Source organism: Curtobacterium sp. MCPF17_011, assembly GCF_003234145.1.
Taxonomy (GTDB): domain Bacteria; phylum Actinomycetota; class Actinomycetes; order Actinomycetales; family Microbacteriaceae; genus Curtobacterium.
Map to the genome: position 1 here is coordinate 23,063 of NZ_QKSK01000013.1, position 25,489 is coordinate 48,551.

Genomic DNA, 25,489 nt, shown 5'->3' on the forward strand with positions numbered 1-25,489 from the left:
CACGGATGAGTGCAGGTGCGGTCGTCAGTGGTCGTGGTGGAGTGGCCATGCCGGGAACGGGTCGCCGTACCGCCTCCAGATGGTCGGGCCGGCGAGGAGTTCGTCGTCCGTGAGCAGGCATGCGTGCAGGGCGGCGATGATCTCCTCGCGGTCGAGGTGCTCGCCGAAGAAGACCATCTCCTGGCCGACCGGCGCATCCGGATCCCAACTCGCGATGCCCGTGGGGTCGAGGGACACCGTGTCGCCGGCGCTGCGCCAGGAGCCGTGGTGGTCCGGGCGGGTGGCGAGCTGGACCAACCCGCGCGATCGCGCGACACGGCCGACCTGGTCGGGGACGAGTCGATGCCGCACCGCGTCGAACAGGCGGTCCGGGTGGAACGGTCGGGGGTCCCGGAACACGAGGACGTCGACCCCGTTCCAGGACGCTGCCGGGAGGTCGGGCTCGGCGAGGGCTCGAGTCCACCCCATCCGCCGCCCGATGCGGCGGGCGCATCCCCGGCCTCCAGGCCATCCTGTCGACTGCCGCGCCGTCGCGACGGACGTGACCACGGCGGCGTCCGGGTTGAGGCGCTGCACCAGGCCGACGGTGCTGTGGAGCTGCTCCGGGGACACGTCCGCTGCGTCGGCGAGCACGACGACCGTGGCGAACTCGATCTGTGACGCCAGGGACTCGGCGGTGACGAAGTCGACGGCGGGGGCCGGCGCCGCCGACAGCAACCAGCGGTGGACGTCTCGGACCCGCGCCACGGTCACGAGGTCGTGTAGTTCTGCCGGCGGGCCCTCGTTGCGTCGGCCCTCGAGTTCGGCCTCGAGCACGAAGCCCACTTCCATCACGTCCGCCTCCGCATCGAGCTCGATGACGGTTCGGCCGGTGGCGCCGGCATGAGCGGCTGCGAGCACACGCTCCGCGAGGACGAGGGCGAACTCCCCGCTGTCCTCGGTCTCGTCCGTGATGTCGCTGGTCGGGGTGTCCTCGGCCGGCACTCCCGCGATCATCCGGGAGACCCGGGCGCGTTCCGTCGGGTCCAGTCCGCTGACGAGGGCGACCCGGAGGGCCGGGGCTGGTGGGCGGGCGGTGTCTCGGGCTTCCGTGGAACGGTCCATGGCGACTATTCTAGTGAGAACCATTATCAAAAGGAGTCGTCATGAAGGTCCGGAACTCACTCAAGTCCCTGAAGAAGCTGCCCGGTGCGCAGGTCGTCCGCCGCCGCGGTCGCACCTTCGTCATCAACAAGCTGAACCCGCGCGGCAAGGGGCGCCAAGGCTGAGACCGGCCGTCGCGCTCGGGGCGATTTGGCGGACCGATCCGTCTCCCTCTAGCGTCACGATCATGAAAACCATTATCACTACAACGGTGGTCGTCGCGGCGCTCGCCCTCACCGGGTGTGCGAACTCCTCCGCGTCCGGTCGGTCGTCCACGACCCCGTCGGCCGGTTCCACGCTGACGAGCTGTGGCATGCAGCTGACCGTTCCCGCGCCTCCCGAACGGGCGGTGACCCTGGAGCAGGGCGCGACCGAGGTCATGCTGGCGCTCGGCCTGCAGGACCGGATGGTGGGGACCAGCTACCTCACCGACGCCGTGGCCCCAGAGTGGCGATCGGCCTACGACGACGTGCCGGTGCTCGCCGAGCAGTACCCGAGCACCGAGCAGCTCCGCGAGGCGAACCCCGACTTCGTCTACTCGATGCGCGCCTCTGCGTTCGCGTCCGACGCTGCCGGGAGTCGTCAGGAACTCATCGACCTCGGCGTCCCGGCCTACCTGTCCGCGAACGACTGCGAGGACCCGGCGCTCGTCCCCGACGAGGTCGGCTTCGACGCGATCCTCGACGAGGTCACCGACATCGCTCGGGTCTTCGACGTCGAGCAGCGGGGCCGCGACCTCGTCGCCGAGCAGCGGGACACCCTCGAGCGGGTGACGGCAGCAGCCTCGGACACGGGGGCACCGTCCGTCGTCTGGCTCTACTCCTCGGTCAACGGGGCGCCGGTGGTGGCCGGTGCGAACGGGCTCGCCGACACCATGGGCCGTGTGGCGGGCGCGATCAACGCCTTCGACGACCTGGATGCGCAGTGGAGCGAGACCAGCTGGGACGAGATCGCGCAGCGCGACCCGGACGTCATCGTCGTCGCCGACCTGTCCCGCGGTCTGCCCGGCGACAGCGCCGACGACAAGATCGACCAGCTCCGGTCCGACGCCGTCACGAAGGACCTCAGCGCCGTCCGTGACGACCACCTGATCGCCGTCCCGGCGACGGAACTCGACCCCTCGGTGCGGAGCATCGACGCCCTGGAGACCGTCTCCACCGCCCTGACCGAGTACTCGGAGGACCGACGATGACCACGACCACCACGCCCACCCCTGCCGAGACCGAGCAGGCGCTCGGCCTCCTCGCGGCCTGGGATGCCCAGCAGGCCGCCTACATCACCAACCGCGAGCAACGCTTCGCGATCATGCTCGACGTCGTCGACCACGTCGTGCCGCAGGGTGGCATCGTCCTCGACCTGGCGAGTGGACCCGGCTCGATCAGCCAGCGGGTCGTCGCCCGGCGGCCGGACATCACCTGCATCGCGCTCGACCACGACCCGGTGCTCCTCGAACTCGGGCGGACGGCGCTCGCCGGGCAGCCGGTGCGCTTCGTCGACGCCGACCTCTGGGACCGCGACTGGACGGCGGGCCTGGACGGCGCGACCCCCGACGCGGTCCTCAGCTCGACTGCCCTGCACTGGTTGCCGTCGGACGTCCTCAGCCGTGTCTACAACGACCTCGGGTCGATCGTGCCGCCGGGTGGTGTGGTGCTGAACGCCGACCACCTCCGTCACCTCGACGGCCGCACGCTGTTCGCCGAGCTCAGCGCACTCGACGACGAGCGCACCCAGCAGGCCGACCGGGCGGCGGGCGCGCTCGACTGGGACCAGTGGTTCGCGGAGGTCACCGCGGTCGACCGGTACGGCCGGCTCGCCGCCGAGCGGGAGCGCCGGTTCGAGCACCGACCGCCGAACCCCGAACTCAGCCTCGGCTTCCACGTCGCGGCACTCGAGGTCGCCGGCTTCACCGAGGTCGGTCCGGTGTGGCAGTACCTCGACGACTTCGTCGTGCTCGCCCGCCGGTGAGCCCGACCGCGCTCCGCGGTGCCGTGGTCGTGCCGGTGCTCATGGCCGTGCTCGTCGTGGTCGTCGTCGCGGGCGTGGCACTGGCCGGAGGCTCGATCACCTGGGTGGACACGGTGCGGTCGATCGGCACCCACCTCGGTCTGCCGGTCACCCCGCTGCCCCGGCTCGCGGACTCCGTGGTGTGGCAACTGCGACTACCGAGGGTCCTGCTCGCGGCCTCAGCGGGTGCGGGACTCGCGGTGTGCGGCTGCGTGTTGCAGGCCGTGACCCGTAACGTGCTCGCGGAGCCCTACCTGCTCGGGATCTCGTCCGGTGCGTCGACGGGGGCGGTCCTCGTCCTGGTGCTCGGTCTCGGTGCGGGATCCGTCACCTTGGCCGGCGGCGCGCTGGTCGGTGGGCTCGTCTCGTTCGCGCTGGTGTTCGCGTTGATGGGACGGGACACCGCGAGCACCAGCCGGGTCGTGTTGACCGGCGTCGTCGTCGGGCAGTTGTTCGCCGCCGTGACCTCCCTCGTCGTCACGGCCTGGGGTGACGCGGACGCGACGCGCGGCATCACGTACTGGCTGCTCGGGTCCCTCGCGGCGGCGCGGTGGTCCTCGGTGGTGGTCTGCGCCGTGGTGGTCGCGGTCGCGACCGCCGTGTTCGTCGCCGTCGCGCCGGCGCTGGACGCGTTCGTCTTCGGGCACGACGCCGCCGTGGCCCTCGGCATCGACGTCCGGCTCCTGCGGGTCGTCGTGCTCGTCGGCGCAGCGGCGACGACCGCCGCGGTCGTCGCCGCCGTCGGGGCGATCGGTTTCGTCGGACTCGTGGTCCCGCACGCCGCCCGCATGCTCGTCGGACCCGGCCACCGCCTCCTGCTGCCGGTGTCCGCCCTCGCCGGCGGAGTGTTCCTCGTCGTCGCGGACCTGGCCGGGCGACTCGCGTTCGCACCGCACCAGATCCCGGTCGGTGTCGTCACAGCGCTCATCGGCGTGCCGACGTTCCTGGTGGTCCTCCGCCGAGGGCAGCGCGCATGACCGCGGTTGGGTCCGAGCCCGGCCAGCGCGCGGCCGGGTCCGAACCCGGTGTGCTCGTGGCGCGACGAGTGGGGCGCTCCGTCCACGGCGTGCGACTCCTGGCGGAGGTCGACCTGGTCGCGCCGCGCGGGTCGATCACCGGGATCGTGGGCCCGAACGGGTCGGGCAAGTCGACGCTCGCCCGGTGCCTGGCCGGGGTCACGCCTCCGGACAGCGGGGCCGTCCTGCTCGACGGGGCGGACCTGCACGCGCTGCCGCGCCGGTCGGTGGCCCGCCGTCTCGCCTTCGTCGAACAGCAGGGGCACACCGAGATCGACCACCGGGTGCTCGACGTGGTGCGCCTCGGTCGGTTGCCGTACCGCTCACGCCTGGGCGGTCCTGACACGGACTCCGACCGGATCTGCCGGGAGGCACTGGCAGCGGTGGGCATGGCGGGGACCGAGCAACGCCGCTGGAACGGACTGTCGGGCGGCGAACGACAGCGGGTCCAGATCGCACGGGCCTTCGCGCAGGAACCTGAGGTGCTCGTCCTCGACGAACCCCTCAACCACCTCGACGTGCACCACCAGTTCGAGCTCCTGGACCTGCTCCGAGACGGGTCCCGCACCGTCGTGGTCGTCCTCCACGACCTGGACATGGCGGCTCGCTACTGCGACCACGTGGTGGTGCTGTCGGAGGGACGTGTGGCGGCGGCAGGGGCACCGCGGACCGTGCTCACACCGGACCTGCTGGAGCGCGTGTTCCGGGTGCGCGGCCGAACGCGTGAGACCCCGGAGGGCCTCCGGGTGGATCTCCGCGGCACCGCCTCCGGAGGGGCGCGCTGACCGTGCTCCGTCGGGTCAGCCGGTTCTCGGGCTGTCCGCTGTCCGATGTCGCTGTCGCGGTCGTGCTCGGCGTTCCGTGCCGTCGAGCAGTCGCACGCCTCGGCTGGTGCGGTCGGACCGTCGTCGGTGCACACTTGCTGCACCCGAACGAGGAGGCCCCGTGTTCCGACCCACCAGCGCCTACAGCGGCTTCAGCGTCGACGACGTCGACGCTGCCGTGGCCTTCTACGCCGGAGTCCTCGGCGTGGACGTCCGCGTCCTCGTCCCCGGCCGGATGATGCAGCTCCTGTTGCCAGGCTCGGACGTCCCGGTGCTGCTGTACGGCAAGCCCGACCACGCCCCGGCGACCTTCACGGTGCTCAACTTCGTGGTGGACGACATCGACACGGCGCTCGACGACCTGGCAGCGCTCGGCGTCCGGCCGATCGACGGCGGACAGTGGGCGGACGATCGCCAGGTCCTCCGCGGGCGTTCCCGCGACATGGGGCCGGACATCGCCTGGTTCACGGACCCGGCCGGCAACGTCTTCTCGGTGCAGCACTGATCGCACGGGGCGAGACCCGGGCAGCCGGGTCGCGCGGAACGAGACCAGGGCAGCGGGTCAGGACCGATCGACCGGCGGCCACCCTGTGTCGACGGGCGGCCGCCCTGGGTCGCCCGCGTCGCCCGACTCGTTCGTCGGGGCGACCGCCAGCACCACGAGCACGACCGCGATGACCCCGAGCCCGACCCAGCCGACCGCCGTCAGCCGTTCGCCGACCACCAGGACGGCGAGCACCGCGGCGACGGCCGGTTCGGTGAGCGTGACCGTCGTCGCCGTGCTCGCGGAGACCGTCGTCAGGCCGTGGCCGAACAGCAGGTAGCCGAGGAACATCGGCACGAGGGCCATGTACACCCCGACGGCGAGGTCCTGCGGGGTCGCCAGCAGCGGCGCCCCGGTGACGGCGAGGACCGGCATGAGGAGGAGCCCGCCACCGCCGAACACCGCCCCCATCGCCGCTGCCCGCGGGACGCCCTCGTCCATCAGGCGGTGTGCGACCCAGGAGTACACGGCGTACGCGGCACCGGCCACGAGCCCGAGCAGGACCCCGAGGAGCGTCTCCCCGGCCGGACGCGCGGCGTCGTCGAGTCCGGAGAGGCCGAGCAGCACGCTGCCCAGGACGCCGAGCAGGGCGGCGAGGACCCACCAGCGACTGAGCGGGCGTCGGTCGACGACGCGTTCCAGCACCCCGGAGGCCAAGGGCGCGGACGCGAGCGACACGACCGACCCGACAGCCACCCCGGCCGTGTGCATCGAGCTGTAGAACGCGAGCGGGTAGACGGCGACCGCGAGGGCACCGACGATGACGAGGCCGCGGCGGTGCCGGAGCTGCGTGCGCGCACCATGCAGCACCCGGGCGCCGACCACGGCCTGCAGCAGACCGCCGACCCCGAGTGCCGCGGCCCCGATCGCCAACGGGCCGACGTCCGGGGCGAAGGTCGCCGCGGTCCCGGTGGTGCCCCAGAGCAGCGACGTGACCGTGATCGCGAGCAGGCCGGTGCGGCGTCCGTCCGTCACAGTCGCACCTCCGTCGTCACGGCCACCGTAGTGGCCGGATGCCGTTCACGAGCAGGTGCCGAGAACCCGTGCGGATCACGGTGGCGTGGGCGGATACTGGGGGAGTGCGAGAACTCCAAGCCGCCATCGCCGCGGACCTCAACGTCCAGCCGACCATCGACCCCGAGCAGGAGGTCACCCGGCGCGTGGGCTTCCTGCGCGACTACTTGCTGACCACCGGCGCGAAGGGCTACGTCCTCGCCGTCAGTGGCGGGCAGGACTCCACCCTGGCCGGACGTCTGACGCAGCTCGCCATCGAGTCGCTCCGGGCCGAGGGACACGCTGCCGAGTTCACCACCGTCCGGATGCCGTACCGCGTCCAGGCCGACGAGGACGACGCCCAGCTCGCGCTGCAGTTCATCGCCGCCGACCCGGGCATCGTCGTCAACATCGAGCACGGAGTCGACGGGGTCGTCCAGGACACCGCGGACGCCGGTGTCGCCCTGAGTGACTTCGTCAAGGGCAACGTGAAGGCCCGGATGCGGATGGTCGCGCAGTACGCCGTGGCCGGGCAGCGCGGCTACCTGGTCGTCGGCACCGACCACGCCGCCGAGGCCGTCACCGGCTTCTTCACGAAGTACGGCGACGGTGGTGTCGACCTGACCCCGCTGACCGGCCTGACGAAGAGCCAGGGTCGCCAGCTGCTGGAGCACCTCGGCGCACCGGCCCGCCTGTACGAGAAGGCCCCGACCGCCGACCTGCTCGACGACCTGCCGGGCCAGACGGACGAGGCGAACCTCGGCCTCACCTACGCCGAGCTCGACGCCTACCTGCAGGGCCACGACGTCCCCGTCGAGGTCGCCGAGGCGATCGAGGCCCGTTACCGCGCCACGGAGCACAAGCGTCAGGTGCCGGCGACACCGTTCGATGAGTGGTGGCGCCGCTGACCTCGCGCCGCGGTCGCGGAGACGACCGGGGAAACACGGGAGGCCCGTCACCAGCTGGTGACGGGCCTCCCGTCCGTCCATCGGCGGTCCGGGCGTCAGGCGGACGGGTGGTCGTCCTGGTCGTCGCGACCGGTGTCCTGTCGGCCGATGTCCTGCGGGCCGGCGTCCTCGCGCTCCTCGGCGAGGCGCTCCTGCCGGAGGATGCTCCGGGCAGCGCCCTCGAGGACGTCGTCGACGCTGTTGCCGGTCCGGGCGGCGAGTGCGCCGCTGAGTCCGGCCGTCAGTGTGCCACCGGCCTGTGCGAGCCGCTCGATGACCTCCTCCTGACGGTCGGTCAGGGGCACGTCGACGAGCTCGTCGATGGTCTCCCGGATGTTCGCCTCGCTCGCGTCCATCGCGGCTCCGTCACCGGACTGGAGCGCGGCGGCTTCACCGACCACGACGAGGCCGAGCTGTGCGGCGTCCTGCTCCGGGCGACGGGTGTCGTTCGCGTCAGTCATGTGGTGGACCGTACGCTCGGCGCCTGCGCGCGTTCCGGACTACCGGTGCACATGACGACGGGAGGCCCGGTACCAGTTGGTACCGGGCCTCCCGTCGTGTGGTCAGCGCGTCAGCGCCGGCGTGCCGCTGGTCAGCGCCGGTTGCCGCGACCTGCGACGCGCGTGTAGATGAGCACCACGATGATCGCGCCGATGATCGACCCGATGAGGCCGGACGGCTGGAAGAAGCCGTCCGCCAGGTCATGGCGGAAGATCAGGAAGCCGAGCAAGCCGCCGACGAACGAACCGACGATGCCGAGGATGATGGTCATCAGGATCGACATGTGCTGCCGACCCGGGATGACCAGCCGTGCGATGGCGCCGGCGATGAGGCCGACGACGATGAGGCCGATGATGGTGCCGAGTACACCCATGTTGTTCTCCTTGTTCTGCGGCCGGTCCGATGCTGCGACAGTTCGCCGAGCTCAGGGCCGAGGCCCGAGTCAACACGGGCTCGGCTCGGCGGCCTCCCAGGGAAGCCGCCGGCCGGGTCAGAGCGCGCCGGACGCCTCGAGTTCGCCCTGCAACTCCGCGTCCGACGGCTCGACGAAGTGCTTGCCGTTCGGCAGGACCACGACGGGGATGTTCTTGCGGCCGCTGATCGCCTCGGCACGGTCGGCCGCCGAGAGGTCGGCCTCGACGTCGACGTACTCGTAGTCCACGCCCAGGCGGTCGAGCAGCGCCTTCGAACGACGGCAGTCGCGGCACCAGTCCGCGCCGAACATGGTCACCTTGTCGAACGTCTCGTCAGTCATGTCGGTCACTACGTCCACCGCGCCTTCCGTATTCCCGGTGACCGGCTCCGTGTGCGCGGGAGCACGATGGGGTCCATGACGCTCGAGACCGATGTGCACGTCGTCGCACACCCGCACCACCGGCACGGCTGGTGGTGGAAGACCCTTCTCGGCGGGTTCCTGCTGTGGGTGGTGACGATCATCGTCACCATCGCCACCCAGAACACGAACCTGGTGCCGACGATCATCCTGATCGGCAGCTTCCTGGTGCCGTTCACGGTGGTGCTGTTCGTCATCGAACGGGTCACCGGCACGGTCAGCACCATGCAGTTGATCACCGCGTTCTTCGTCGGCGGGGTCCTCGGGGTGCTCGGGGCGTCGCTGCTGGAGTCCGACCTGCGACCGGGGGCCGGGCTGTACCTGCTCGTCGGCTTCGTCGAAGAACTGGTCAAGGGCGTGCTGCTCGTCATCGTCGGGTGGCGGGTCCGCCCGAAGACCGCTCGGCAGGGGGCGCTCCTCGGTGCGACCGTCGGGGCCGGGTTCTCGGCGTTCGAGTCCGCCGGCTACGCCTTCAACGCCGCGATCACCACCCGCGGCATCGACCTGTCGTCCCTGTTGCAGACCGAGGTCGCCCGCGCCGTGCTGTCCCCGGTCGGCCACGTCCTCTGGACCGCGATCCTCGGGGCCGTCCTGTTCGGGGTGGCGCACGGGCGGCCGAAGTTCCGGTGGACGTGGTCGGTGCTCGTCGCGTACGTGGTCGTGTCGGTGCTGCACGGGCTGTGGGACTCGAACTCGACGATCTCGACCCTGCTGGCGTTCGTGTTCACCGGGACGCCGTTCTCGGCGGCGCAGAACGGGTACGTGCCGTCGTCGCTCGCCGGCGTCGTGACGACGCTGTACATCGCCGGGCTCGCCGTCGTGTCCGTCATCGGCGTCGGCGTGCTCGTCGGCGTGCTGCTGCACTACCGGCGGCAGGCTCGGCGCCTCGACGCCCGGCAGTACGCGGAGCTGGGTGCCTGGGCCGGGTCGCCGCCGCCGCACCCGCTCCGCTGAGGGGCCCGCAGCGCCCTACGATGGGCGCATGCCGCGCGCCGACCCGACAGCCCGCGTCGACCCGGCCGTGCTGGCCTGGGCCTCCGCTGCCGTCAGGCACACCGCCCGGGTGACGAACATGCTCCTCGCGGCCCGGCGCTTCCGCATCGTCGGCGGTGACCCGCGGGACGTGGCCGTCCTGCACGACCTGCTGACGGGGCTCGGCGCCCGTCCTGCTGACGACGCGACGGGCGTGGACCAGCTCTGGTGCCTCGGCACCCCGGAAGAGTCGGTCACGGCCGTTGAGCAGGCCATCGCTGACCGCCCGCGCCGTTCGACGCTGCTCGTCATCGACGCCGGCCGCCACGTGCCCGCCGTCGACGAGGACGCCTTCGGCCCGACCGCGCTCGCCCGACCCGGCGTGCTCGGCGTGCCGACGACCTCGGACGACGTGTTCCTCGTCTCCACCGGCCGGGACCCCGAGGACGACCCCGCCGCCGAGGCCCGAATCCGCTGGGCCCGCCGCTCCATGCCCGTCTCGCGTGCGGTCGCCGACGACCTCCGGCAGGGCGGCGTGCTCCGCGGCACCCGCATCGGTGTCAGCCTGTTCCTCGAGCCGAAGACCGCGGTGCTCGCCCTGCTGCTGCAGGACGCGGGCGCCGAGGTCGTCGCCTACGCCCACGCGGACGAGACCGACGACGCCGTCGCGGACGTCCTCCGCCGCACCGGCATCCCGGTGCACGCGAGCAGCACGGCGTCCGTGTCGGAACAGCGGGACCTGGCGCTCGCGATGCTCGACACCCGCCCACACGTGCTCCTCGACGACGGGTCGCACGTCATCCGGCTGGTGCGCCAGGAACGACCGGAGCTGCTGCCGACGATGCTCGGGGCCGCCGAGGAGACCACGAGCGGCCTCCGTCCGCTGCGCGTCATGGCGTCGGGTGGCGAACTCGGGATCCCCGTCGTCGCCGTGAACGACGCCCGCACCAAGACGTTCTTCGACAACCGGTACGGCACCGGACAATCGACGGTGTTCGCCGCGCTCGACCTGCTCGACGGCCTCGACACGACGGTGCGGCCGGCCGTGCCGGTGGGGAGAGGCTCGGCCGTCGTCGCCGGGTACGGCCACGTCGGTGAGGGGGTCGCCCTGGTGCTCCGCGCACTCGGGTTCCGGGTCACCGTCGCGGACCCCGACCCGGTCCGGGCGTTGCAGGCCCTGTTCGCCGGGTACGCCGTGGCCCCGCTCACCGAGGCCGTGCGCGACGCCGACCTGGTGATGAGCGCCTCCGGGGTGCCGGACACGATCAGCCTCGCCGTGTTGCGAGCGTGCGCTCCCGGAACGGTCGTCGCGGTCGCCGGCGGGGTGGACCAGGAGGTCGCCATCGGCGACGCCGTCGCCGCGGGAGCCGTCCGGACGCAGATCGGGCGGAAGGTCGAGCGGGTCAGCCTGCCGGACGGCGCGCACGTGCTGCTGCTCGACGGCGGAGGCTGCATCAACATCACCGCTGCCGAGGGCAACCCGATCGAGATCATGGACCTGTCCTTCGCGGCACAGCTCGGGGCGGTGCGGATGCTCGTCGAACGCGGGGACGAACTCGAGCGGGCCGTCGTGCCGATCGACCCCGAGGTGGACGCGGTGACCGCCCGCGCGGCGCTCGCCGCGTTCGGGACGGTGGTCGAGCCTCCCGGCAGTCCGGTCGGCACGACCTGGCCCACGGCGCAGCCCGTGGACCGTGCGCCGGACGTCCGGACCCGACGGTTCGGGGACCCGGCGTGACCGACCAGCGGGTGGGCACGCCGGTCGTGGCCGACTCGACGACGACCGTGCACTCGGCGCGGATCGTCGTGCCGATGACCGCACCGCCGATCGCCGACGGGGCGGTGGCCGTGCGCGACGGGCGGATCCTGCACGTCGGTGAACGGTCCTGGGTGGTCGACCAGCTCGACGGCACCCCGTTCACCGAGCGGCGCTGGCGTGGGGCGCTGCTGCCCGGACTCGTCAACGCGCACGCACACCTGCAGTACACCGGCATGGCCAGTGTTGGGCGAGCCCAGTACGACGGATTCGAGGACTGGGCGTCCGCGTTCAACACCGTCTACGCCGAGCCGCACGACTGGCGGGCCGAAGCCGCGGCCGGTGCCGTGCAGTCCATCGCCGCCGGTGTGACGAGCATCGCCGACGTCGTCACCGACCTCGAAGCGGCGAGCGCCCTCCAGGACGCCGGCCTCGGCGGCATCGCCTACTGGGAGGTGATGGACTGGGAGAACGCGGCCTGGCAGCAGCACGGCCGCGACCAGGTGCTCGGCGAACTCGCACGCATGCCGACCACCCCCGGCGCCGGGCTGTCCCCGCACGCGCCCTACTCGCTCGACGTGGCGCCGCTCCTGGAACTGCCCGACATCGTCCGGCAGCGGGGACTCCGTCTGCACCTGCACCTCGGTGAAGCAGCGTTCGAGGGGGAGCGCGCCGCCGTCGAGCCGGTCCCCGGGTTCGAGGGCGTCGCCGGGGTCGGCCACGGCGCGGACTGGCACCTGGCGAACGTGCCGTCCTTCCGGGCGATGCGGGCCCTCGGGTTCGGGGCGAGTGCGACCTCGTTCGTCGACCGGCTCGGCGTGCTCGGCCCCGACTGCCACATCGCGCACGGCGTCTACATGACCGCGGTCGACCGGGCGCTGCTCCGGGCCCGCGGCACCGCGGTCGCACTCTGCCCACGGTCGAACGCCGTCATCGGACTCGACCCGCCGCCCGTCGCGGACTACCTGCGGGAGGGCAGCCCGATCGCCGTCGGTACCGACTCCCTGTCGTCGTCGCCGTCCCTCGACCCGATGGCCGACGTCACCGCCCTGCACCGCATCGCCCGCGCCCAGGGGTACTCCGGGCGGGACCTGCACGAGCGACTGCTCGCGGCGGCGACGCTCGGCGGGGCGCACGCGATGGGCCTGGCGGTCGGACCGGACCGGACCGGACACCTGGCGGTCGGTGCCCGTGCCGACCTGGCCGTGTTCGACGTCGACTCCCGCACGGTGCCCGACGCGCTCGCCGAACTCGTCGAGGACGGGGCCGGTCGTGCCGCCGCGACCGTCATCCGCGGGGTCGTCCGGGCAGCCGACTCTGCCCGGGTCACCCCGGGCCCCTCCACCACCCCCAGCAAGGAGTCCCGATGACCGACACCGCACCCCGCCCCGGCATGGTCGCCCGCCGCACCGTCTCGGGGGAGCTCATCGAGTGGCTCGACGTCCCGCAGCGGGCGCGCGCGCTCGGCATGGAGCCGCACCCCGAGGGCGGCTGGTACGTCCGGACGTGGACCTCGCCCGCGACCGTGCAGACCGCGGCGGGTGAGCGACCCGCGGCGACGCTCATCCACTTCCTCCTGCCCCCGGGCGAGGCCTCTGCCTGGCACCGGGTCACGAGCGACGAGATCTGGATGTGGCACGGGCCGGACTCGGTCGAGCTCGAACTCGGCGGGTCGGGGGACCAGCCGGAGCCGGGCGCGCGGATCACCCTCGGGCCGGATGCCGGGCGCGACCGGGTGAACGACGCACAGGCGTTCGCCCGCGGCGGTGTCTGGCAGCGGACGATCCCGCACGAGGGCGAGGTGCTCCTCAGCTGCCTGGTGTCGCCCGGGTTCTCGTTCGACGACTTCACCCTCGCCGACTGATACATCATGCTTGCCATGCGGAGGTCTTGAGTTCTCCGTTCGTCGGGCCGGTGGTCGAGCCGGCTCTGACGGAAGGACCTGACCATGATGCGATCCCGACGAGCCACGGTGATCCTGGCCACCGGGGTGACCTTCGCGGTCGCGACCAACGGAGTCCGACGTGGGAGCAAGTCGCTGCGTGTCTACCCGTTCAACGGGTCACGGGCACCCCGCTGTGTCTGAGCGTCGTGGACACCGCGTGTCCATCCCGTTCCTGCTCCGGCTGCCGGTCGCGATCCCGGTCAGTGCGTCGTTGGTGGCTTGCAGTGTGTTCGCCATGAACGTGCCGACGACATCCGGTGGCTGGGTGACCGGGTTGTCCGCCGGTGTGGCGCTGTTCCTGGCCAACATCTACACGGGTGCTGCCATCAACGCGCGGCGGCGCCGCTGAGGCCGGAGCGTCACGTTCGGGGCAGGAACCGCGTCGAGCGGCCGTTGGTATCCCACGGCCAGTACACTCGGTTCCTGCCCTGTTCCCCTCTGACGAAGGCCAGACCGTGACCCGACCCCTCCGCCTGACCATCGCCCTCGCCACGGCCCTCGTCGCCGCGACCGCCCTCGCCGGCTGCTCGTCCGGCGGTGGTGACAACGCTGCCGGCACCGTCACCGACGGCAAGCTCACGATCGCCACCGGCCAGCCCGCGTACTCGCCCTGGGTCGAGGACGACGAGCCGCAGTCCGGCAAGGGCTTCGAGGCCGCCCTGGCGTACGCCGTCGCGAAGGAGATGGGCTACAGCAAGGGCGACGTGGTCTGGAAGCGCAGCACCTTCGACAGCGCCATCGCACCGGGTGCGAAGGACTGGGACCTGAACCTGCAGCAGTTCTCGATCGACGCAAAGCGCAAGAAGGCCGTCGACATGTCCTCCGCGTACTACACGACCACGCAGGCGGTCGTGACGAAGAAGTCGTCCGCCGCCGCCGGGGACACCACCGTCGCCGCCCTGAAGAAGGACACCATCGGCGTGGCCGCCGGGTCGACGAGCATCCAGAGCGTCAAGGACGTCCTCGGCGTGACGCCGCAGGTCTTCAACTCCAACGACGACGCCGTCCTCGCCCTCAAGTCCGGTCAGATCGACGCCATCGTCACCGACCTGCCGACGGCCTTCTACATCGCCGCCTCGCAGGTCGACGGCGGCACCGTGTCGGCACAGTTCCCCGCCGACGGCGAGGGCGACCAGTTCGGCATCGTGCTGCCGAAGGGCTCGAAGCTCACCAGCAAGGTCGACGAGGCGCTCGACTCGCTCGACGACGCCGGCACGCTGCAGGACCTGCAGACGAAGTGGCTGTCCTCCGAGACGAACACCCCGGTCCTGAAGTGACGCGGGCATGACCTCTTCCGCAGGGGCCGGCACACCGCTGGTCATGCCGGCGCCGAGCCAGGTCGAGCGCGAACGCCAGCTCTACCGTCGGCAGCGTGGTCGCCGATCGGTCACCGTCTCCGTCGTCTCGACGCTGGTCGTCGTCGCGCTGGTCTGGTTCGGCGTCGTCAACACCCCTGGGTGGGCGGCGGTGCAGCAGTCCTTCTTCGACCCGCAGGTGGCGTGGGAGACCCTGCCGGAGGTCCTGCTCGGGCTCTGGCTGAACGTCCGGATCCTGTTCTTCGCGAGCATCGGCGTCGCCGTCCTCGGCACCCTGCTCGCGGTCGTCCGTGGTCTGCGGAACCCGGTGTTCTTCCCGCTGCGGATGCTCGCCACCGGCTACACGGACCTGTTCCGCGGACTGCCGCTCATCATCGTGCTCTACCTGGTCGGCTTCGGCCTGCCCGGGCTCGGGGTCTTCCCGCGCCTGGCACCGGAGTTCTGGGGCACGATCGCGATCGTGCTGACCTACTCGTCGTACGTCGCCGAGGTGCTCCGTGCCGGCATGGAGGCGGTGCACCCGTCCCAGCGCCTGGCCGCCCGGTCGCTCGGCTTGTCCCACGCCCAGACGCTGCGGTTGGTCGTGCTGCCGCAGGCGATCCGCAAGGTCACGCCCGCGCTGATGAACGACTTCGTGTCGATGCAGAAGGACGTCGGGCTCGTCTCGATCCTCGGTGCCGTGGACGCGGTCCGCAGCGCGCAGATCGCCCAGGCGGAGCAGACGAACTTCACGCCCTACCTGGTCGCCGGCCTGCTCTTCGTCCTCATCAGCCTGCCGCTCATCCGGGTCACCGATGCGATCGCCCGGAAGCAGCAGCAGCGCGAACAGATCGGAGGCGCGGTGTGACCGACGAGACCGCTCCCGTCCTCGAACTGCGGGGCCTCCGCAAGTCCTTCGGCGGCCAGGAGGTCCTGCGCGGGATCGACCTGTCCGTGCACCGCCACGAGGTGATCTGCGTCATCGGGGCATCAGGCTCGGGCAAGTCGACGCTGCTGAAGACCGTGAACCTGCTCGAGGGGATCGACGACGGCCAGGTGCTCCTGCAGGGCGAGGACGTCTCCGACCCCCGCGTCGACGTGGACGCCACACGTGCCCGGATCGGCGTCGTCTTCCAGCAGTTCAACCTGTTCCCGCACATGAGCGTCCTCGACAACGTGACCCTGGCCTCGCGGAAGGTGCACCGGGCCTCCCGTCCGGAGGCCGAGGCGAACGCGCGCCGCCTGCTCGACCGGATCGGACTCGGTGACTTCGCCGGCGCGTTCCCCGACCGGTTGTCCGGCGGGCAGCAGCAGCGCGTGGCGATCGTCCGCGCCATCGCGTCGGACCCGGAGCTGCTCCTGCTCGACGAGGTCACGAGTGCGCTCGACCCGCAGCTCGTGGGCGAGGTGCTCGACCTCGTCACCGAACTCAAGCAGCAGGGCTCGACGATCCTCATGACGACGCACGAGATGCACTTCGCCCGGGACGTCGCCGACCGGATCGTGTTCCTGCACCGTGGCGAGGTCGTCGAGCAGGGCGCTCCCGCGGCGGTCCTCGACGACCCGCAGCACCCGGCGCTCCGCACGTTCCTGGCGCGGGTCCGGGCGTAGCGGGGCGCGGCCTCGCCGACCTCCCCGACCCCGACCCCGACCCCGACCCCGCTACAGCGCGAGCAGCAGCTTGCCGATGACGTCGCCGGACGCCAGTCGGCGGTGCGCCTCGGCCGCGTCGCCGATCGGCAGCACCGCGTCGACGACCGGTCGCACCCGACCGTCCGCCACGAACGGCCACACGTCCCGACGGACGGCGGCGACGATCTCCGCCTTCTCGGCAGCGGGACGTGCCCGGAGCGTCGTGCCGCTGACGGTCGCGCGCTTCCGCATCAGCGGCCCGATCGGCAGCGTCGCGTCCGGTCCGGCACCCGCGGCGATGATCGCCAGGTGGCCGTTCGGCGCGAGGACCTCGAGGTTCCGGTGCAGGTAGGACGGGCCGACGACATCGAGGACGACGTCCACGCCGACACCGTCCGTGAAGGCCAGCGCCCGCTCGACGAAGTCCTCCTCCCGGTGGTCGACGACGAGGTCCGCGCCGAGCTCGCGGGAGGCCCGGACCTTCCGCTCGCCACCGGAGGTCGCGACCACCCGGGCGCCGAGGGCCTTCGCCCAGAGCACCGCGTGTGACCCCATCCCACCGGTCCCGCCGTGCACCAGCAGGGTCTGACCCGGCCGAAGTCCGGCGAGCATCCCGATGTTCGAGTAGACGGTGCAGGCCGCCTCGGGCAGCCCGGCCGCGGACACCAGGTCCAGGTCGTCCGGCACCGGCAGCAGCTGCGCCTGCGGGACGACGGCGAGCGAGGCGTACCCGCCGCCGCTGAGGAGCGCGCAGACCCGGTCGCCGACCGCCCACTCGGTGACGCCCACGCCGAGGGCACGGACGGTGCCGGACACCTCGAGCCCGAGCACGTCCGAGGCTCCGGGCGGCGGCGGGTAGTTCCCCTGTCGCTGCTGCAGGTCGGCGTTGTTGACGCCGGCGGCGGCGACCTCGACGAGGACCTCGCCGTCACCGGGGACCGGGTCGGGCAGTTCGCCGAGGGTCAGGACGTCGACGTCGCCGGGCTGGGTGATCGTGATCGCACGCATCCCTCGACCGTACGCGCCCGCCCGTCCGGCTCCCGTCCCGCGACCGGCCGCCCGGAGGGAGCCGTCGGTACTGTCGGTCGCGAACCTGTCCGATCAGGGACACGTCGCGAACCCAGGGGGATCCCATGTCCACGAAGCACCTCACCGTCCTCGCGACCGCCGCACTCGCCGCGGTCCTGCTCACCGGCTGTTCCGGTGGCGGCAGCACGACGGGGACGGGTTCGTCGTCGCAGGGGGCGACGACCGGTGCGAGCTCGGGCGGGTCGTCGAGCGCCCCGACGAAGGCCGCCGGTGCCTCGGGCGGTCAGTCCAAGGCGGACGCGTGCCAGGCCTTCGAGAGCAAGGTCCGGTCCGCCGCCGAGGGGCTGCAGTCCCAGGCCGCGAAGCTGCAGTCCGACCCGGCAGCCGCGGTCGCGAAGCTCAAGGAGCTCGACTCGAGCATCGACGACGGTGTCGACGCGGTGACGAACACCGAGGTGAAGGGCAAGGCCGAGGCGTTCCAGAGCGCCTACGGCGACATGGTGACCCGTCTCGAGGTGATCACGAAGGACCCGAAGTCCGCCGACCTGTCGGCGTTCCAGGACTCCGCGACCGCGGTCCAGACCGCCGGTACCGACTTCGACTCGACCTGCGCGTCCTGAGCCGCGACGCACGTCGGTGACGCACCACGGGCCTCCAGGCCGAGCAGCCTGGAGGCCCGTGGTGCGTCCGGTGGACCGGCCGACTACGCCGCCTGGTCCGGTCGCGACGCGTCGAGACGGGCGACGTCCTCCGGCCGCAGCTTGACGGTGGCCGCCGTGACGGAGTTGAGGATCGACTGCGGACGCGACGCTCCCGGGATCGGGACGACGACGTCGCTCTTCGCCAGCTCCCACGCCAGGGCGATCACCTGCGGGGTGACGTCGCGTTCGCGGGCGAGGACGGCGAACTCCTCCGCCGTCGTGCCGAGGTCCGCCGCGCCGCCGATGCCGCCGAGGGGGCTCCACGGCAGGAACGCGATGCCGAGCTCGTCGCAGAGCTCGAGTTCCGGCTCGCTCGAGCGGAACACGGGGGAGAACCGGTTCTGGACCGAGGCGAGCCGACCGCCGAGGACCTCGTTCGCCTCCCGGATCTGGTCGACGGTGGCGTTCGAGATGCCCGCCATGCGGATGACGCCCTCGTCGAGCAACTCGGCGAGCGCCCCGACCGAGTCCGCGTACGGCACGGCGGGGTCCGGGCGGTGGAACTGGTAGAGGCCGATCGCGTCGACGCCGAGGCGCTTCGCGGAGGCCTTCGCCGCCTCCTTGAGGTACGCCGGGTCGCCGTTCTGGGCCCAGGCGCCCGCCTCGGGTCGGAGGTGCCCGCCCTTGGTCGCGATGAGGACCGCGGAGGTGTCGCCCGAGTACTCCCGGACGGCCTTCGCGATGAGCTCCTCGTTGTGCCCGACCTCGTCGTGGGCGGCCAGGTGGTAGGCGTCCGCGGTGTCGATGAGGGTGACGCCGGCCTCGAGGGCGGCGTGGATGGTGGCGACGGAGCGCCGTTCGTCCGGCCGCCCCTCGATGGACATCGGCATGCCGCCGAGTCCGATGGCGCTGACGGACGTGTCTCCGATGACTCGTTGCTTCATCCGCCCAGCATGCGCCGGCCGGCGGATCCGGCGTCCAGCGGGCTCACCGCTCGAGGTCAGGAGGTCCGCAGTTCCGCAGTCCCGGCGCCTCCGTCACGGCCGGAGCCCTGCTGGTCGAGGGCCTGTGCGAACAGCACCGTGCCCCAGGTGACGACGGCGACGGTGAGGACGAACCCGATGCCGGCGATCCACCAGGACGTGCGACGACGGATCCAGGCCCGGATCGCGAACACCAGGGTGACCACGCCGACGACGAAGGCCCCGCCGACGGCCAGGACGGCACCGCCGATGAACCCGCCGGGCGCACAGGAGACTCCGGACGAGCCGCAGGAGGTCGCCGCGGACGCGACCGCGATGACGCCGGCGACGGCCGCGACCACGGTGAGGACCGCACCGGCGGCCAGCAGGAGGACGGTCGACACGCGGTCGGCGATCCTGCCCGGCGGGAACAGCGACGTGGCACCCTGCTCCCACGCCACACGCTCTGCCTCAGAGTGCCGCTGCGGTCCGGTTCCGGGGACGTTCGACCAGGTCATGTGTCCGTCCTACCGGGGCTCCACCCCGAACGCCTGGGCGAGGCGCTGGATCTTCTGCGCGCGACCGAGGCGCGGCAGGTCGGATCCGTCACGGATGACCCGCCCACGGGCCTCGAAGTCGTCGAGGAAGTCCTGCGCCCACGCGACGTCGGTCGGCGTCGGGGAGATGACCTCGTTGATGACGGGCAGCTGCTCGGTGTCCAGGCAGAGCTTGCCGGTCAGGCCGAGCGACACCGCGACTTGCGACTGCTCGCGGAGGATCGGGTGCGACGACCCGACCGTGGGGCCGTCGATCGGGCCGGGCAGGTCACCGACGCGGGACGCCACGACCAGACGCGAGCGGGGGTACGCCATCGCCAGGGTGTCCGCGCTGGTGCCGGTGTCGCGGCGGTAGTCCCCGCTGCCGAACGCCAGGCGGAAGGCGCCCTGCGCCTTGGCGATGCTCGTGGCCTCCTCGATCCCCACCGCGGACTCGACCAGGGCGATCACCGGCGTGTGGCCGCCGAGGCGGTGCCAGGTGTCGGTGACCTGGGCAGGGCTCTCGGTCTTCGCGAGCATCACACCCTGCAGGCCAGGCAGGCCGCGGAGCGCCTCGAGGTCGTCCTCCCAGAAGTCGGTCGTGACGTCGTTCACGCGCACCCAGGCCTCCCCGGAGCCCGCCAGCCACGCGGCGACCGTGGCGCGGGCAGCGGGCTTCACCGCAGGGTCGACGGCGTCCTCGATGTCCAGGATCACCTGGTCGGCGCGGGAGCGGGTGGCACCGTCGAACCGGTCCTCGGCGGTGCCGGCGACGAGCAGCCACGAACGCGAGATCTCGGCGGGGACCGATCGACGCCGGGAGACGGCAGGGGTGGACGGAGCGGGGCGGTCGTCGGTGGCCATGCACCGTTGGTACCACACGCTGGCGTCCGGGCTCGGTGTGGCCGACGGTGTGACCGGGCGAAAACCCGGAACCGCGGGCTCATTGCCGGAGTGCCACTGCGCTTCCGCCTACAGTGGGCGTGTGTGGCGAGTGGACAGGACGACCGGCGATGAGGACGACGTGACGAACGACGACGCCTCGGTCGACGGCGGAGCGGCGGAGGGCACGGACCTGCCCGACGAACGGTCCGCACTGCGCCCCGAACTCCAGGTCACCAGCCCGCACGCGATCAGCCTCGGCGACCCGCGCCTGACCGCGGGCAACGCGGCCGAGCCCGCGTGGGACGCCTGGCGCGAGCAGCTCGCCGGCGTCGGTGGCACCAGCCCGCTCGTGCACTTCGCCGACCACCCGCGCGGGCGCATCGAGCTCTCGACGACCCATCCCGGCGGTCTGGCGCAGTTCATCACCGGCAAGACGACCCTGCTGTCGAGCCTGATCCGCGACGAGGTGGCACTCCGAGCCGCTCGCGTCGCCGCCGGGCACGTCGAGGCGAAGGGCACCGAGCTCGCCACGGTCCGTGGGATCGACGCGGTGAAGCTCGGCATCGGCATCGCCGACTGGCAGCACGGGGACGAGCACTTCCGCGGACCCGTGTTGCTCCGCCCGCTGGCGATCCGCCGCCACGGCCGGGACTTCGAGGTCCGCCTGCTCGGTGAACCCGTGCTCAACCCCGGGCTGTCCGACGCGCTCCGCGAGCAGTTCGGTGTGACACTCGACGCGCAGTCCTTCGTCGCCCTCGCGCAGCAGGACGGCTCGTTCACCCCCAACCCGGTGATCGACCGCCTCCGCGGCCTCACCGCACACATCCCCGGTTTCACCGTGCACGCCCGGCTCGTCGTGTCGACGTTCGCCGAGGTCGCCACCGGACTCGTCGAGGACACCGACGACCTGGCCCACCCCGTGCTCGACGCCCTCGCCGGCAACCCCAGCGCCAAGTGGCAGGTCGAGCAGTCGTACCACCCGGTCGAGCAGACCCCGTCGGACGAGCGCTCGCCGGAGACCGACACCCTGCTGCTCGACGCCGACGACGAGCAGGAGAACGTGATCGCACAGATCACGGCCGGCAACTCCATCGTCGTGAAGACGCTGCCCGGGACCGGTGGCACGCAGACGATCGTGAACGCCCTCGGTGGCCTGGTCGCCGCGAACAAGCGCGTCCTGGTGGTCAGCCCCCGTCGCGCCACGCTCCGTGGCATCGCCGCCCGCTTCGGCGAGGTGCACCTGCCGGGCGTCGCCGTCACGCCGGGCACCCTGCGCCGAGACGTCGTCCGGGCCATCGCCCGCAACGAGAAGTCGAGCCGTCCGAACCTCCGCGAGGTCGACGACGCCCTGGTCCGGCTCCGCAAGGTCCTCACCGACTACCGCGGCGCCCTCACCCGCACCGACCCGGACTTCGGCGTCAGCGTGCTCGACTGCCTGGTCGAGCTCTCGCGGCTGTCCCTGCTGCCCGTCGCCCCCTCCACCACGGCCCGGCTCTCGAAGCAGTCCGTCGTGTCGATGGTGTCCGGCCGTGCCCGCGTCGCCGAGACCATGGTCAGCGCCGCCAACCTGGGCGAGTTCCGCTACGGGCCGGACGACTCGCCCTGGTACGGCGCGAAGTTCAGCTCGAGCGACGGCGCCCAGCGCGCCCACGCGACGGCGCAGGAGCTCGACGGCGGATCACTGCCGGCCCTCCTGCAGCGTGCGCACGACCTGGTCGCCTCGACGCACATGCGGCAGTTCACGACGATCAACGAGCTCGGCATCTACTTGCGCCTGCTCACCGAGATCCGCGACACCCTCGACCGCTTCCTGCCGATCGTCTTCGACCGGTCGGTGTCCGAGCTCGTCGCCGCCACCGCACCCCGGGGCGAGGGCGCGCCGATGTCCAGCACCAACCGACGCCGCCTGAAGAAGCTCGCGCGGGAGTACGTCCGTCCGGGTGTCCACGTGTCCGACCTGCACGAAGCGCTCACCCGCGTCCAGCAGCAGCGCGTCCTCTGGCAGCGCTACGTCGCCGCCGGTGTGAACCCCGAGGTGCCCACCGGCATCGCGGACGTCCAGGTGCTGTTCTCGAACGTGGTGGAGGACCTCGCGCGCCTCGACGAACCGCTCGGCCGCACCAGCCGTGACCAGCAGCTCGCGAACCTGCCGATCGAGCGGCTCGTACCGACGATCGCCGAGCTGGCCGCCGAGTCCGACGTCCTGCACAACCTGCAGGAGCGCACCGAGCTCATGCAGACGCTCCGCGACCTGCAGCTCGAGCCGCTCCTCACCGACCTGGCGAACCGGCACGTCCCCGACGTGCAGGTGCCCGCCGAGCTCGAGCTCGCCTGGTGGCAGTCCGCGCTCGAGACCATGCTCGAGTCCGACCGTGCGCTCCTCGGCGCGAACACCGACATGCTCGACCGGGTCGAGGCCGACTTCCGACTCGTCGACGACGCGCACGCGGCCGGGGTCTCCCAGGGCCTGGCGTGGCAGCTCGCCGAGAACTGGAAGGTCGGGCTCGTGGACTGGCCGGAGGAGTCCGCCGCGCTGAAGAGCCAGCTCCGGGACGGCGCGATCACCTCGCGCCTGCTCCACGACTCCGCACCGCACCTGTCCCGCGCCATCGCACCGGTCTGGCTTGCCTCGCCGTACGAGGTCGCACAGATCGCGGACACCATGCCGTTCGACACGGTGATCCTCGTCGACGCCGGAGCCGTCACCATCGCCGAGACCGTCGGCGCCGTCCGCCGGGCCCGCCAGACGGTCGTGTTCGGCGACCCGGTCACCCAGACGCCGTCGCCGTTCCGCATCGCCGTCGACCCGGAGCACCGCGCCCTGCAGGTCGACGAGGAGACCCTCGACGCCCTGCACGCCGACTCCGCCCTGGCGAAGCTGTCCACGCTGTTGCCGACCCTGTCGCTCACCCGCTCGTACCGGGCCGGCGGTGAGGACCTGGCCGAACTGGTCAACCGTCGTTTCTACGGCGGCCGGATCGAGTCCCTGCCGTGGGCCGGGTCGTTCCTCGGTCACGGGTCGATCGCGCTCGACTACGTCAGCGAGGGCAAGGCCGTGCCGGACCCCGAGTCCGGTGCCGTCGAGAGCGTCGACGCCGAGGTGGACCGTGTCGTCCGCCACGTCATCGAACACGCCCGTACCCGACCGACCGAGTCGCTCATGGTCATCACGGCCTCGGCGAAGCACGCGGTCCGGGTCGAGCAGGCCGTCCTCGCCGCAGCACAGGGTCACAAGGACCTCACCGAGTTCGTCATCGGTGACCGTCCCGAGCCGTTCATCGTCGCCACGCTCGAGCAGTCCGTGGCGCAGAGCCGCGACCGCGTCGTGTTCTCGATCGGCTACGGGCGCACCCCGCACGGCCGCGTTCTCCGCGACTTCGGTCCGCTCGGCAAGCCCGGCGGGGAGCGCCTGCTCGCCGTCGCGATGACCCGCGCTCGTCGCTCGATGGTCATCGTCACCTGCTTCCAGCCGTCCGACATCGAAGCGGAGCGGATGGGCCACGGCACCGTCGCCCTCGCCGAGATCCTGGCCGAGGTCCGCGCCCGCACCACCGCCGAGTACGTGCCGGACGACTCCGACCCGCTGCTCGTCGACCTGGCCCGTCGGCTCGAGATGCGCGGCATCCCGGTCGCGCTCGGGCACCGCGGCAAGCTCGGCCTGGTCGCCGCGCACGGCGGCGTCTGCGTGACGATCGAGACGGACGCGTCCCTGGTGAAGGGGTCGCTCCGCGAGTCGCTGCGCCTCCGCCCCGAGGTGCTCCGCCGACTCGGCTGGCACTACGTCCGCGTGCACGCGTTCCAGCTGTTCTCCGACCCGGACCGGGTCGCGAACACGGTCGCGCAGGTGCTCGGCGTCGACCGCGGCGCCACGCAGGAGATCTCGATCCCCCCGGTGCCCGCACGCCGATGACCGATCGGCGATCGCGGCCCGCACGTCGGGCCGCCCGGCCCGCTGGTCCGGTCACGCCGACCACGGAACAGCTGACCGGCGCGTGGACGCCCGAGGCGACCAGTTCGCGGACGGGAGGCACGCAGCCGACCGCAGCCGAGCCTCCCGTCCCGCGGGTGGCGGTCGACACCGCATCGGCACCGACCCGTGGTCTCGTCCGGTCCGGCCGTCGCGTCACCACGACGCCCGTCCCGGGCAGTGACCCGACGCCGTCACCCGAGCCCCCGCGGCACGGGACGGGGGAGAACGACGACCGTCTCCTCCGCGACCGACCGCCGCACTGGGGCTGACCGGTACGCTGAGGGTCAGCGAACCCCGAACGGAAGCGTGTGATGACGGAGCCCTCCCGGCGGACCCGGCCCGACTGGCAGACGTGGCCGAACCTCATCACGATGGTGCGGTTCGTCCTCATCCCGGTCTACGTGGCGCTCGTCGTCGCCGGCCACCCCGGATGGGCGCTGACCTCGCTCGTCGTCCTCGGCGTCAGCGACTGGGCGGACGGGTTCCTGGCCCGCCGGCTGCACCAGGAGTCGGCGCTCGGCAAGGCCCTCGACCCGATCGCCGACCGGCTGGCGATCGTCGCGATCGTGCTCTCGCTCGTGCTCGTCGGGCTGCTGCCGTGGATCGTCGTCGCGATCGTGGTGGCCGTCGACCTGGCGCTCCTCGCCCTGTCGAGCGCGTGGTTCCGCGGCAACCCGGACCTGCGCGTGACGTGGACCGGCAAGATCCGGTCGGCGCTGCTGTTCGTCGGGCTGCCGGTGCTGCTGTTCTCGTCGACGTCGGTCGCGGTGGACCACCACTGGATCCGGAACGTGGCGCTCGTGTTCGTCTGGCTCGGGACGATCGGCCACGTCCTGGCCGGGCTGCAGTACGCGGCCGAGATGTCCCGGAAGCACCGGACCCAGCGCGCTCCGGCGTAGGCGCTGGCCGTCGGCCCGGCTTCCCGGCGCGCCCGGCGTCCCTCCACCAAGCGGTCACGACGCCCCGTTCATCTTCCGGCTCGGCGGGCTGTCGCGACCGCTCGGCGCAACGCTGGCGGGGCGTCGTGACCGCTCGGCGGGGGTGGCTACGGCCTGTCGTGTG

The 25,489-nt window shown here is 72.2% G+C and carries 28 protein-coding genes; 19 read left to right on the forward strand and 9 right to left on the reverse strand.

Going from position 1 to position 25,489, the window contains the following annotated elements; all coding sequences use genetic code 11:
• Positions 1–24 precede the first annotated feature (24 nt).
• Positions 25–1,104: a GTP-binding protein gene (locus DEJ25_RS14325; RefSeq protein ID WP_181421700.1), complete on the reverse strand. Its 1,080-nt coding sequence runs from the start codon at positions 1,102–1,104 to the stop codon at positions 25–27.
• 41 nt (positions 1,105–1,145) lie between these two features.
• On the opposite strand from DEJ25_RS14325, the gene ykgO reads away from it, so the two are divergent.
• The 6 genes from ykgO (at position 1,146) to DEJ25_RS14355 (ending at position 5,492) form a co-directional block, all read left to right on the forward strand.
• Positions 1,146–1,268, forward strand: a complete 123-nt coding sequence (gene ykgO, locus DEJ25_RS14330) for a type B 50S ribosomal protein L36 (protein ID WP_110905085.1) — start codon at positions 1,146–1,148, stop codon at positions 1,266–1,268.
• 62 nt (positions 1,269–1,330) lie between these two features.
• Positions 1,331–2,335, forward strand: a complete 1,005-nt coding sequence (locus tag DEJ25_RS14335) for an ABC transporter substrate-binding protein (protein WP_111045119.1) — start codon at positions 1,331–1,333, stop codon at positions 2,333–2,335.
• Positions 2,332–3,108: a trans-aconitate 2-methyltransferase gene (locus DEJ25_RS14340; protein WP_111045120.1), complete on the forward strand. Its 777-nt coding sequence runs from the start codon at positions 2,332–2,334 to the stop codon at positions 3,106–3,108. Before DEJ25_RS14335 ends, DEJ25_RS14340 begins: the two co-directional genes overlap by 4 nt.
• Entirely contained in the window at positions 3,105–4,124 is a 1,020-nt protein-coding gene (locus DEJ25_RS14345; protein WP_220033235.1) for an iron ABC transporter permease, read from the forward strand. The genes DEJ25_RS14340 and DEJ25_RS14345 overlap by 4 nt, the downstream gene beginning before the upstream one ends.
• A complete protein-coding gene (locus tag DEJ25_RS14350) occupies positions 4,121–4,948 on the forward strand; it encodes an ABC transporter ATP-binding protein (RefSeq protein WP_111045121.1) in 828 nt (275 codons plus the stop codon). Before DEJ25_RS14345 ends, DEJ25_RS14350 begins: the two co-directional genes overlap by 4 nt.
• 160 nt (positions 4,949–5,108) lie before the next feature.
• Entirely contained in the window at positions 5,109–5,492 is a 384-nt protein-coding gene (locus DEJ25_RS14355; RefSeq protein ID WP_111045122.1) for a VOC family protein, read from the forward strand.
• A 57-nt stretch (positions 5,493–5,549) separates the two neighbouring features.
• Here DEJ25_RS14355 and DEJ25_RS14360 read toward each other — a convergent pair whose 3' ends face one another.
• Entirely contained in the window at positions 5,550–6,506 is a 957-nt protein-coding gene (locus DEJ25_RS14360; protein WP_111045123.1) for a DMT family transporter, read from the reverse strand.
• A gap of 104 nt (positions 6,507–6,610) precedes the next feature.
• Here DEJ25_RS14360 and nadE point away from each other — a divergent pair, with 104 nt between their 5' ends.
• Entirely contained in the window at positions 6,611–7,432 is an 822-nt protein-coding gene (nadE, locus tag DEJ25_RS14365) for an ammonia-dependent NAD(+) synthetase (protein ID WP_110905079.1), read from the forward strand.
• Between the two features lie 95 nt (positions 7,433–7,527).
• Here the strand turns inward: nadE and DEJ25_RS14370 are convergent, their stop codons facing one another.
• The 3 genes from DEJ25_RS14370 to DEJ25_RS14380 all read right to left on the reverse strand — a co-directional run bounded on the left by DEJ25_RS14370 (position 7,528) and on the right by DEJ25_RS14380 (position 8,726).
• A complete protein-coding gene (locus DEJ25_RS14370; protein ID WP_111045124.1) occupies positions 7,528–7,932 on the reverse strand; it encodes a hypothetical protein in 405 nt (134 codons plus the stop codon).
• Between the two features lie 131 nt (positions 7,933–8,063).
• The gene (locus tag DEJ25_RS14375) at positions 8,064–8,345 is read right to left on the reverse strand and encodes a GlsB/YeaQ/YmgE family stress response membrane protein (RefSeq protein WP_110905077.1); all 282 of its coding nucleotides are present in this window, start codon (positions 8,343–8,345) and stop codon (positions 8,064–8,066) included.
• Between the two features lie 117 nt (positions 8,346–8,462).
• Positions 8,463–8,726 (reverse strand): glutaredoxin domain-containing protein, encoded by a 264-nt coding sequence (locus DEJ25_RS14380; RefSeq protein WP_111045146.1) that lies wholly within the window; start codon positions 8,724–8,726, stop codon positions 8,463–8,465.
• A 75-nt stretch (positions 8,727–8,801) separates the two neighbouring features.
• On the opposite strand from DEJ25_RS14380, the gene DEJ25_RS14385 reads away from it, so the two are divergent.
• From DEJ25_RS14385 to DEJ25_RS14420, 9 genes are all read left to right on the forward strand, one after another.
• On the forward strand, positions 8,802–9,758 hold the full coding sequence (locus DEJ25_RS14385; protein WP_258366515.1) for a PrsW family intramembrane metalloprotease: 957 nt from the start codon (positions 8,802–8,804) through the stop codon (positions 9,756–9,758).
• Between the two features lie 28 nt (positions 9,759–9,786).
• A complete protein-coding gene (locus DEJ25_RS14390) occupies positions 9,787–11,514 on the forward strand; it encodes an adenosylhomocysteinase (protein WP_111045125.1) in 1,728 nt (575 codons plus the stop codon).
• A complete protein-coding gene (locus tag DEJ25_RS14395; protein WP_375334566.1) occupies positions 11,511–12,902 on the forward strand; it encodes an amidohydrolase family protein in 1,392 nt (463 codons plus the stop codon). The genes DEJ25_RS14390 and DEJ25_RS14395 overlap by 4 nt, the downstream gene beginning before the upstream one ends.
• Positions 12,899–13,396: a cupin domain-containing protein gene (locus DEJ25_RS14400; protein WP_258366516.1), complete on the forward strand. Its 498-nt coding sequence runs from the start codon at positions 12,899–12,901 to the stop codon at positions 13,394–13,396. Before DEJ25_RS14395 ends, DEJ25_RS14400 begins: the two co-directional genes overlap by 4 nt.
• A gap of 84 nt (positions 13,397–13,480) precedes the next feature.
• The gene (locus DEJ25_RS16800) at positions 13,481–13,618 is read left to right on the forward strand and encodes a hypothetical protein (protein ID WP_181421699.1); all 138 of its coding nucleotides are present in this window, start codon (positions 13,481–13,483) and stop codon (positions 13,616–13,618) included.
• A gap of 16 nt (positions 13,619–13,634) precedes the next feature.
• The gene (locus DEJ25_RS14405) at positions 13,635–13,826 is read left to right on the forward strand and encodes a hypothetical protein (protein WP_110905074.1); all 192 of its coding nucleotides are present in this window, start codon (positions 13,635–13,637) and stop codon (positions 13,824–13,826) included.
• Positions 13,827–13,932: 106 nt separating this feature from the next.
• Complete coding sequence (locus DEJ25_RS14410; protein ID WP_110905073.1) at positions 13,933–14,754, forward strand: ABC transporter substrate-binding protein; 822 nt, start codon at positions 13,933–13,935, stop codon at positions 14,752–14,754.
• 7 nt (positions 14,755–14,761) lie between these two features.
• Complete coding sequence (locus DEJ25_RS14415; RefSeq protein ID WP_111045126.1) at positions 14,762–15,640, forward strand: amino acid ABC transporter permease; 879 nt, start codon at positions 14,762–14,764, stop codon at positions 15,638–15,640.
• Complete coding sequence (locus tag DEJ25_RS14420) at positions 15,637–16,383, forward strand: amino acid ABC transporter ATP-binding protein (RefSeq protein ID WP_111045127.1); 747 nt, start codon at positions 15,637–15,639, stop codon at positions 16,381–16,383. The genes DEJ25_RS14415 and DEJ25_RS14420 overlap by 4 nt, the downstream gene beginning before the upstream one ends.
• Positions 16,384–16,434: 51 nt before the next feature.
• Here the strand turns inward: DEJ25_RS14420 and DEJ25_RS14425 are convergent, their stop codons facing one another.
• The gene (locus DEJ25_RS14425) at positions 16,435–17,412 is read right to left on the reverse strand and encodes an NAD(P)H-quinone oxidoreductase (protein ID WP_111045128.1); all 978 of its coding nucleotides are present in this window, start codon (positions 17,410–17,412) and stop codon (positions 16,435–16,437) included.
• A 125-nt stretch (positions 17,413–17,537) separates the two neighbouring features.
• Here DEJ25_RS14425 and DEJ25_RS14430 point away from each other — a divergent pair, with 125 nt between their 5' ends.
• Positions 17,538–18,053, forward strand: coding sequence for a hypothetical protein (locus DEJ25_RS14430; protein ID WP_111045129.1), 516 nt, complete (start codon positions 17,538–17,540; stop codon positions 18,051–18,053).
• 83 nt (positions 18,054–18,136) lie between these two features.
• Here the strand turns inward: DEJ25_RS14430 and DEJ25_RS14435 are convergent, their stop codons facing one another.
• The 3 genes from DEJ25_RS14435 to DEJ25_RS14445 are packed head-to-tail and all read right to left on the reverse strand — an operon-like array spanning position 18,137 to position 20,436.
• Positions 18,137–19,018, reverse strand: coding sequence for an aldo/keto reductase (locus tag DEJ25_RS14435; RefSeq protein ID WP_111045130.1), 882 nt, complete (start codon positions 19,016–19,018; stop codon positions 18,137–18,139).
• A 56-nt stretch (positions 19,019–19,074) separates the two neighbouring features.
• On the reverse strand, positions 19,075–19,554 hold the full coding sequence (locus DEJ25_RS14440) for a DUF6264 family protein (protein WP_110904953.1): 480 nt from the start codon (positions 19,552–19,554) through the stop codon (positions 19,075–19,077).
• 9 nt (positions 19,555–19,563) lie between these two features.
• Positions 19,564–20,436 (reverse strand): CoA ester lyase, encoded by an 873-nt coding sequence (locus tag DEJ25_RS14445; RefSeq protein ID WP_110904954.1) that lies wholly within the window; start codon positions 20,434–20,436, stop codon positions 19,564–19,566.
• Positions 20,437–20,596: 160 nt separating this feature from the next.
• Here DEJ25_RS14445 and DEJ25_RS14450 point away from each other — a divergent pair, with 160 nt between their 5' ends.
• The gene (locus DEJ25_RS14450; RefSeq protein ID WP_111045131.1) at positions 20,597–24,367 is read left to right on the forward strand and encodes an ATP-binding protein; all 3,771 of its coding nucleotides are present in this window, start codon (positions 20,597–20,599) and stop codon (positions 24,365–24,367) included.
• 371 nt (positions 24,368–24,738) lie between these two features.
• Positions 24,739–25,326: a CDP-alcohol phosphatidyltransferase family protein gene (locus DEJ25_RS14460; RefSeq protein ID WP_110904957.1), complete on the forward strand. Its 588-nt coding sequence runs from the start codon at positions 24,739–24,741 to the stop codon at positions 25,324–25,326.
• The last annotated feature ends 163 nt before the right edge of the window (positions 25,327–25,489 follow it).

Coding starts and splice junctions, on each gene's coding strand:
- DEJ25_RS16800 (WP_181421699.1), top strand. CDS start 13,481: ATGATGCGATCCCGACGAGCCACGGTGATCCTGGCCACCGGGGTGACC.
- DEJ25_RS14375 (WP_110905077.1), bottom strand. CDS start 8,345: ATGGGTGTACTCGGCACCATCATCGGCCTCATCGTCGTCGGCCTCATC.
- DEJ25_RS14380 (WP_111045146.1), bottom strand. CDS start 8,726: ATGACTGACGAGACGTTCGACAAGGTGACCATGTTCGGCGCGGACTGG.
- DEJ25_RS14325 (WP_181421700.1), bottom strand. CDS start 1,104: ATGGACCGTTCCACGGAAGCCCGAGACACCGCCCGCCCACCAGCCCCG.
- ykgO (WP_110905085.1), top strand. CDS start 1,146: ATGAAGGTCCGGAACTCACTCAAGTCCCTGAAGAAGCTGCCCGGTGCG.
- DEJ25_RS14445 (WP_110904954.1), bottom strand. CDS start 20,436: ATGGCCACCGACGACCGCCCCGCTCCGTCCACCCCTGCCGTCTCCCGG.
- DEJ25_RS14390 (WP_111045125.1), top strand. CDS start 9,787: ATGCCGCGCGCCGACCCGACAGCCCGCGTCGACCCGGCCGTGCTGGCC.
- DEJ25_RS14340 (WP_111045120.1), top strand. CDS start 2,332: ATGACCACGACCACCACGCCCACCCCTGCCGAGACCGAGCAGGCGCTC.
- DEJ25_RS14460 (WP_110904957.1), top strand. CDS start 24,739: ATGACGGAGCCCTCCCGGCGGACCCGGCCCGACTGGCAGACGTGGCCG.
- DEJ25_RS14425 (WP_111045128.1), bottom strand. CDS start 17,412: ATGCGTGCGATCACGATCACCCAGCCCGGCGACGTCGACGTCCTGACC.
- DEJ25_RS14435 (WP_111045130.1), bottom strand. CDS start 19,018: ATGAAGCAACGAGTCATCGGAGACACGTCCGTCAGCGCCATCGGACTC.
- DEJ25_RS14440 (WP_110904953.1), bottom strand. CDS start 19,554: ATGACCTGGTCGAACGTCCCCGGAACCGGACCGCAGCGGCACTCTGAG.
- DEJ25_RS14370 (WP_111045124.1), bottom strand. CDS start 7,932: ATGACTGACGCGAACGACACCCGTCGCCCGGAGCAGGACGCCGCACAG.
- DEJ25_RS14430 (WP_111045129.1), top strand. CDS start 17,538: ATGTCCACGAAGCACCTCACCGTCCTCGCGACCGCCGCACTCGCCGCG.
- DEJ25_RS14400 (WP_258366516.1), top strand. CDS start 12,899: ATGACCGACACCGCACCCCGCCCCGGCATGGTCGCCCGCCGCACCGTC.
- DEJ25_RS14415 (WP_111045126.1), top strand. CDS start 14,762: ATGACCTCTTCCGCAGGGGCCGGCACACCGCTGGTCATGCCGGCGCCG.
- DEJ25_RS14385 (WP_258366515.1), top strand. CDS start 8,802: ATGACGCTCGAGACCGATGTGCACGTCGTCGCACACCCGCACCACCGG.
- DEJ25_RS14350 (WP_111045121.1), top strand. CDS start 4,121: ATGACCGCGGTTGGGTCCGAGCCCGGCCAGCGCGCGGCCGGGTCCGAA.
- DEJ25_RS14335 (WP_111045119.1), top strand. CDS start 1,331: ATGAAAACCATTATCACTACAACGGTGGTCGTCGCGGCGCTCGCCCTC.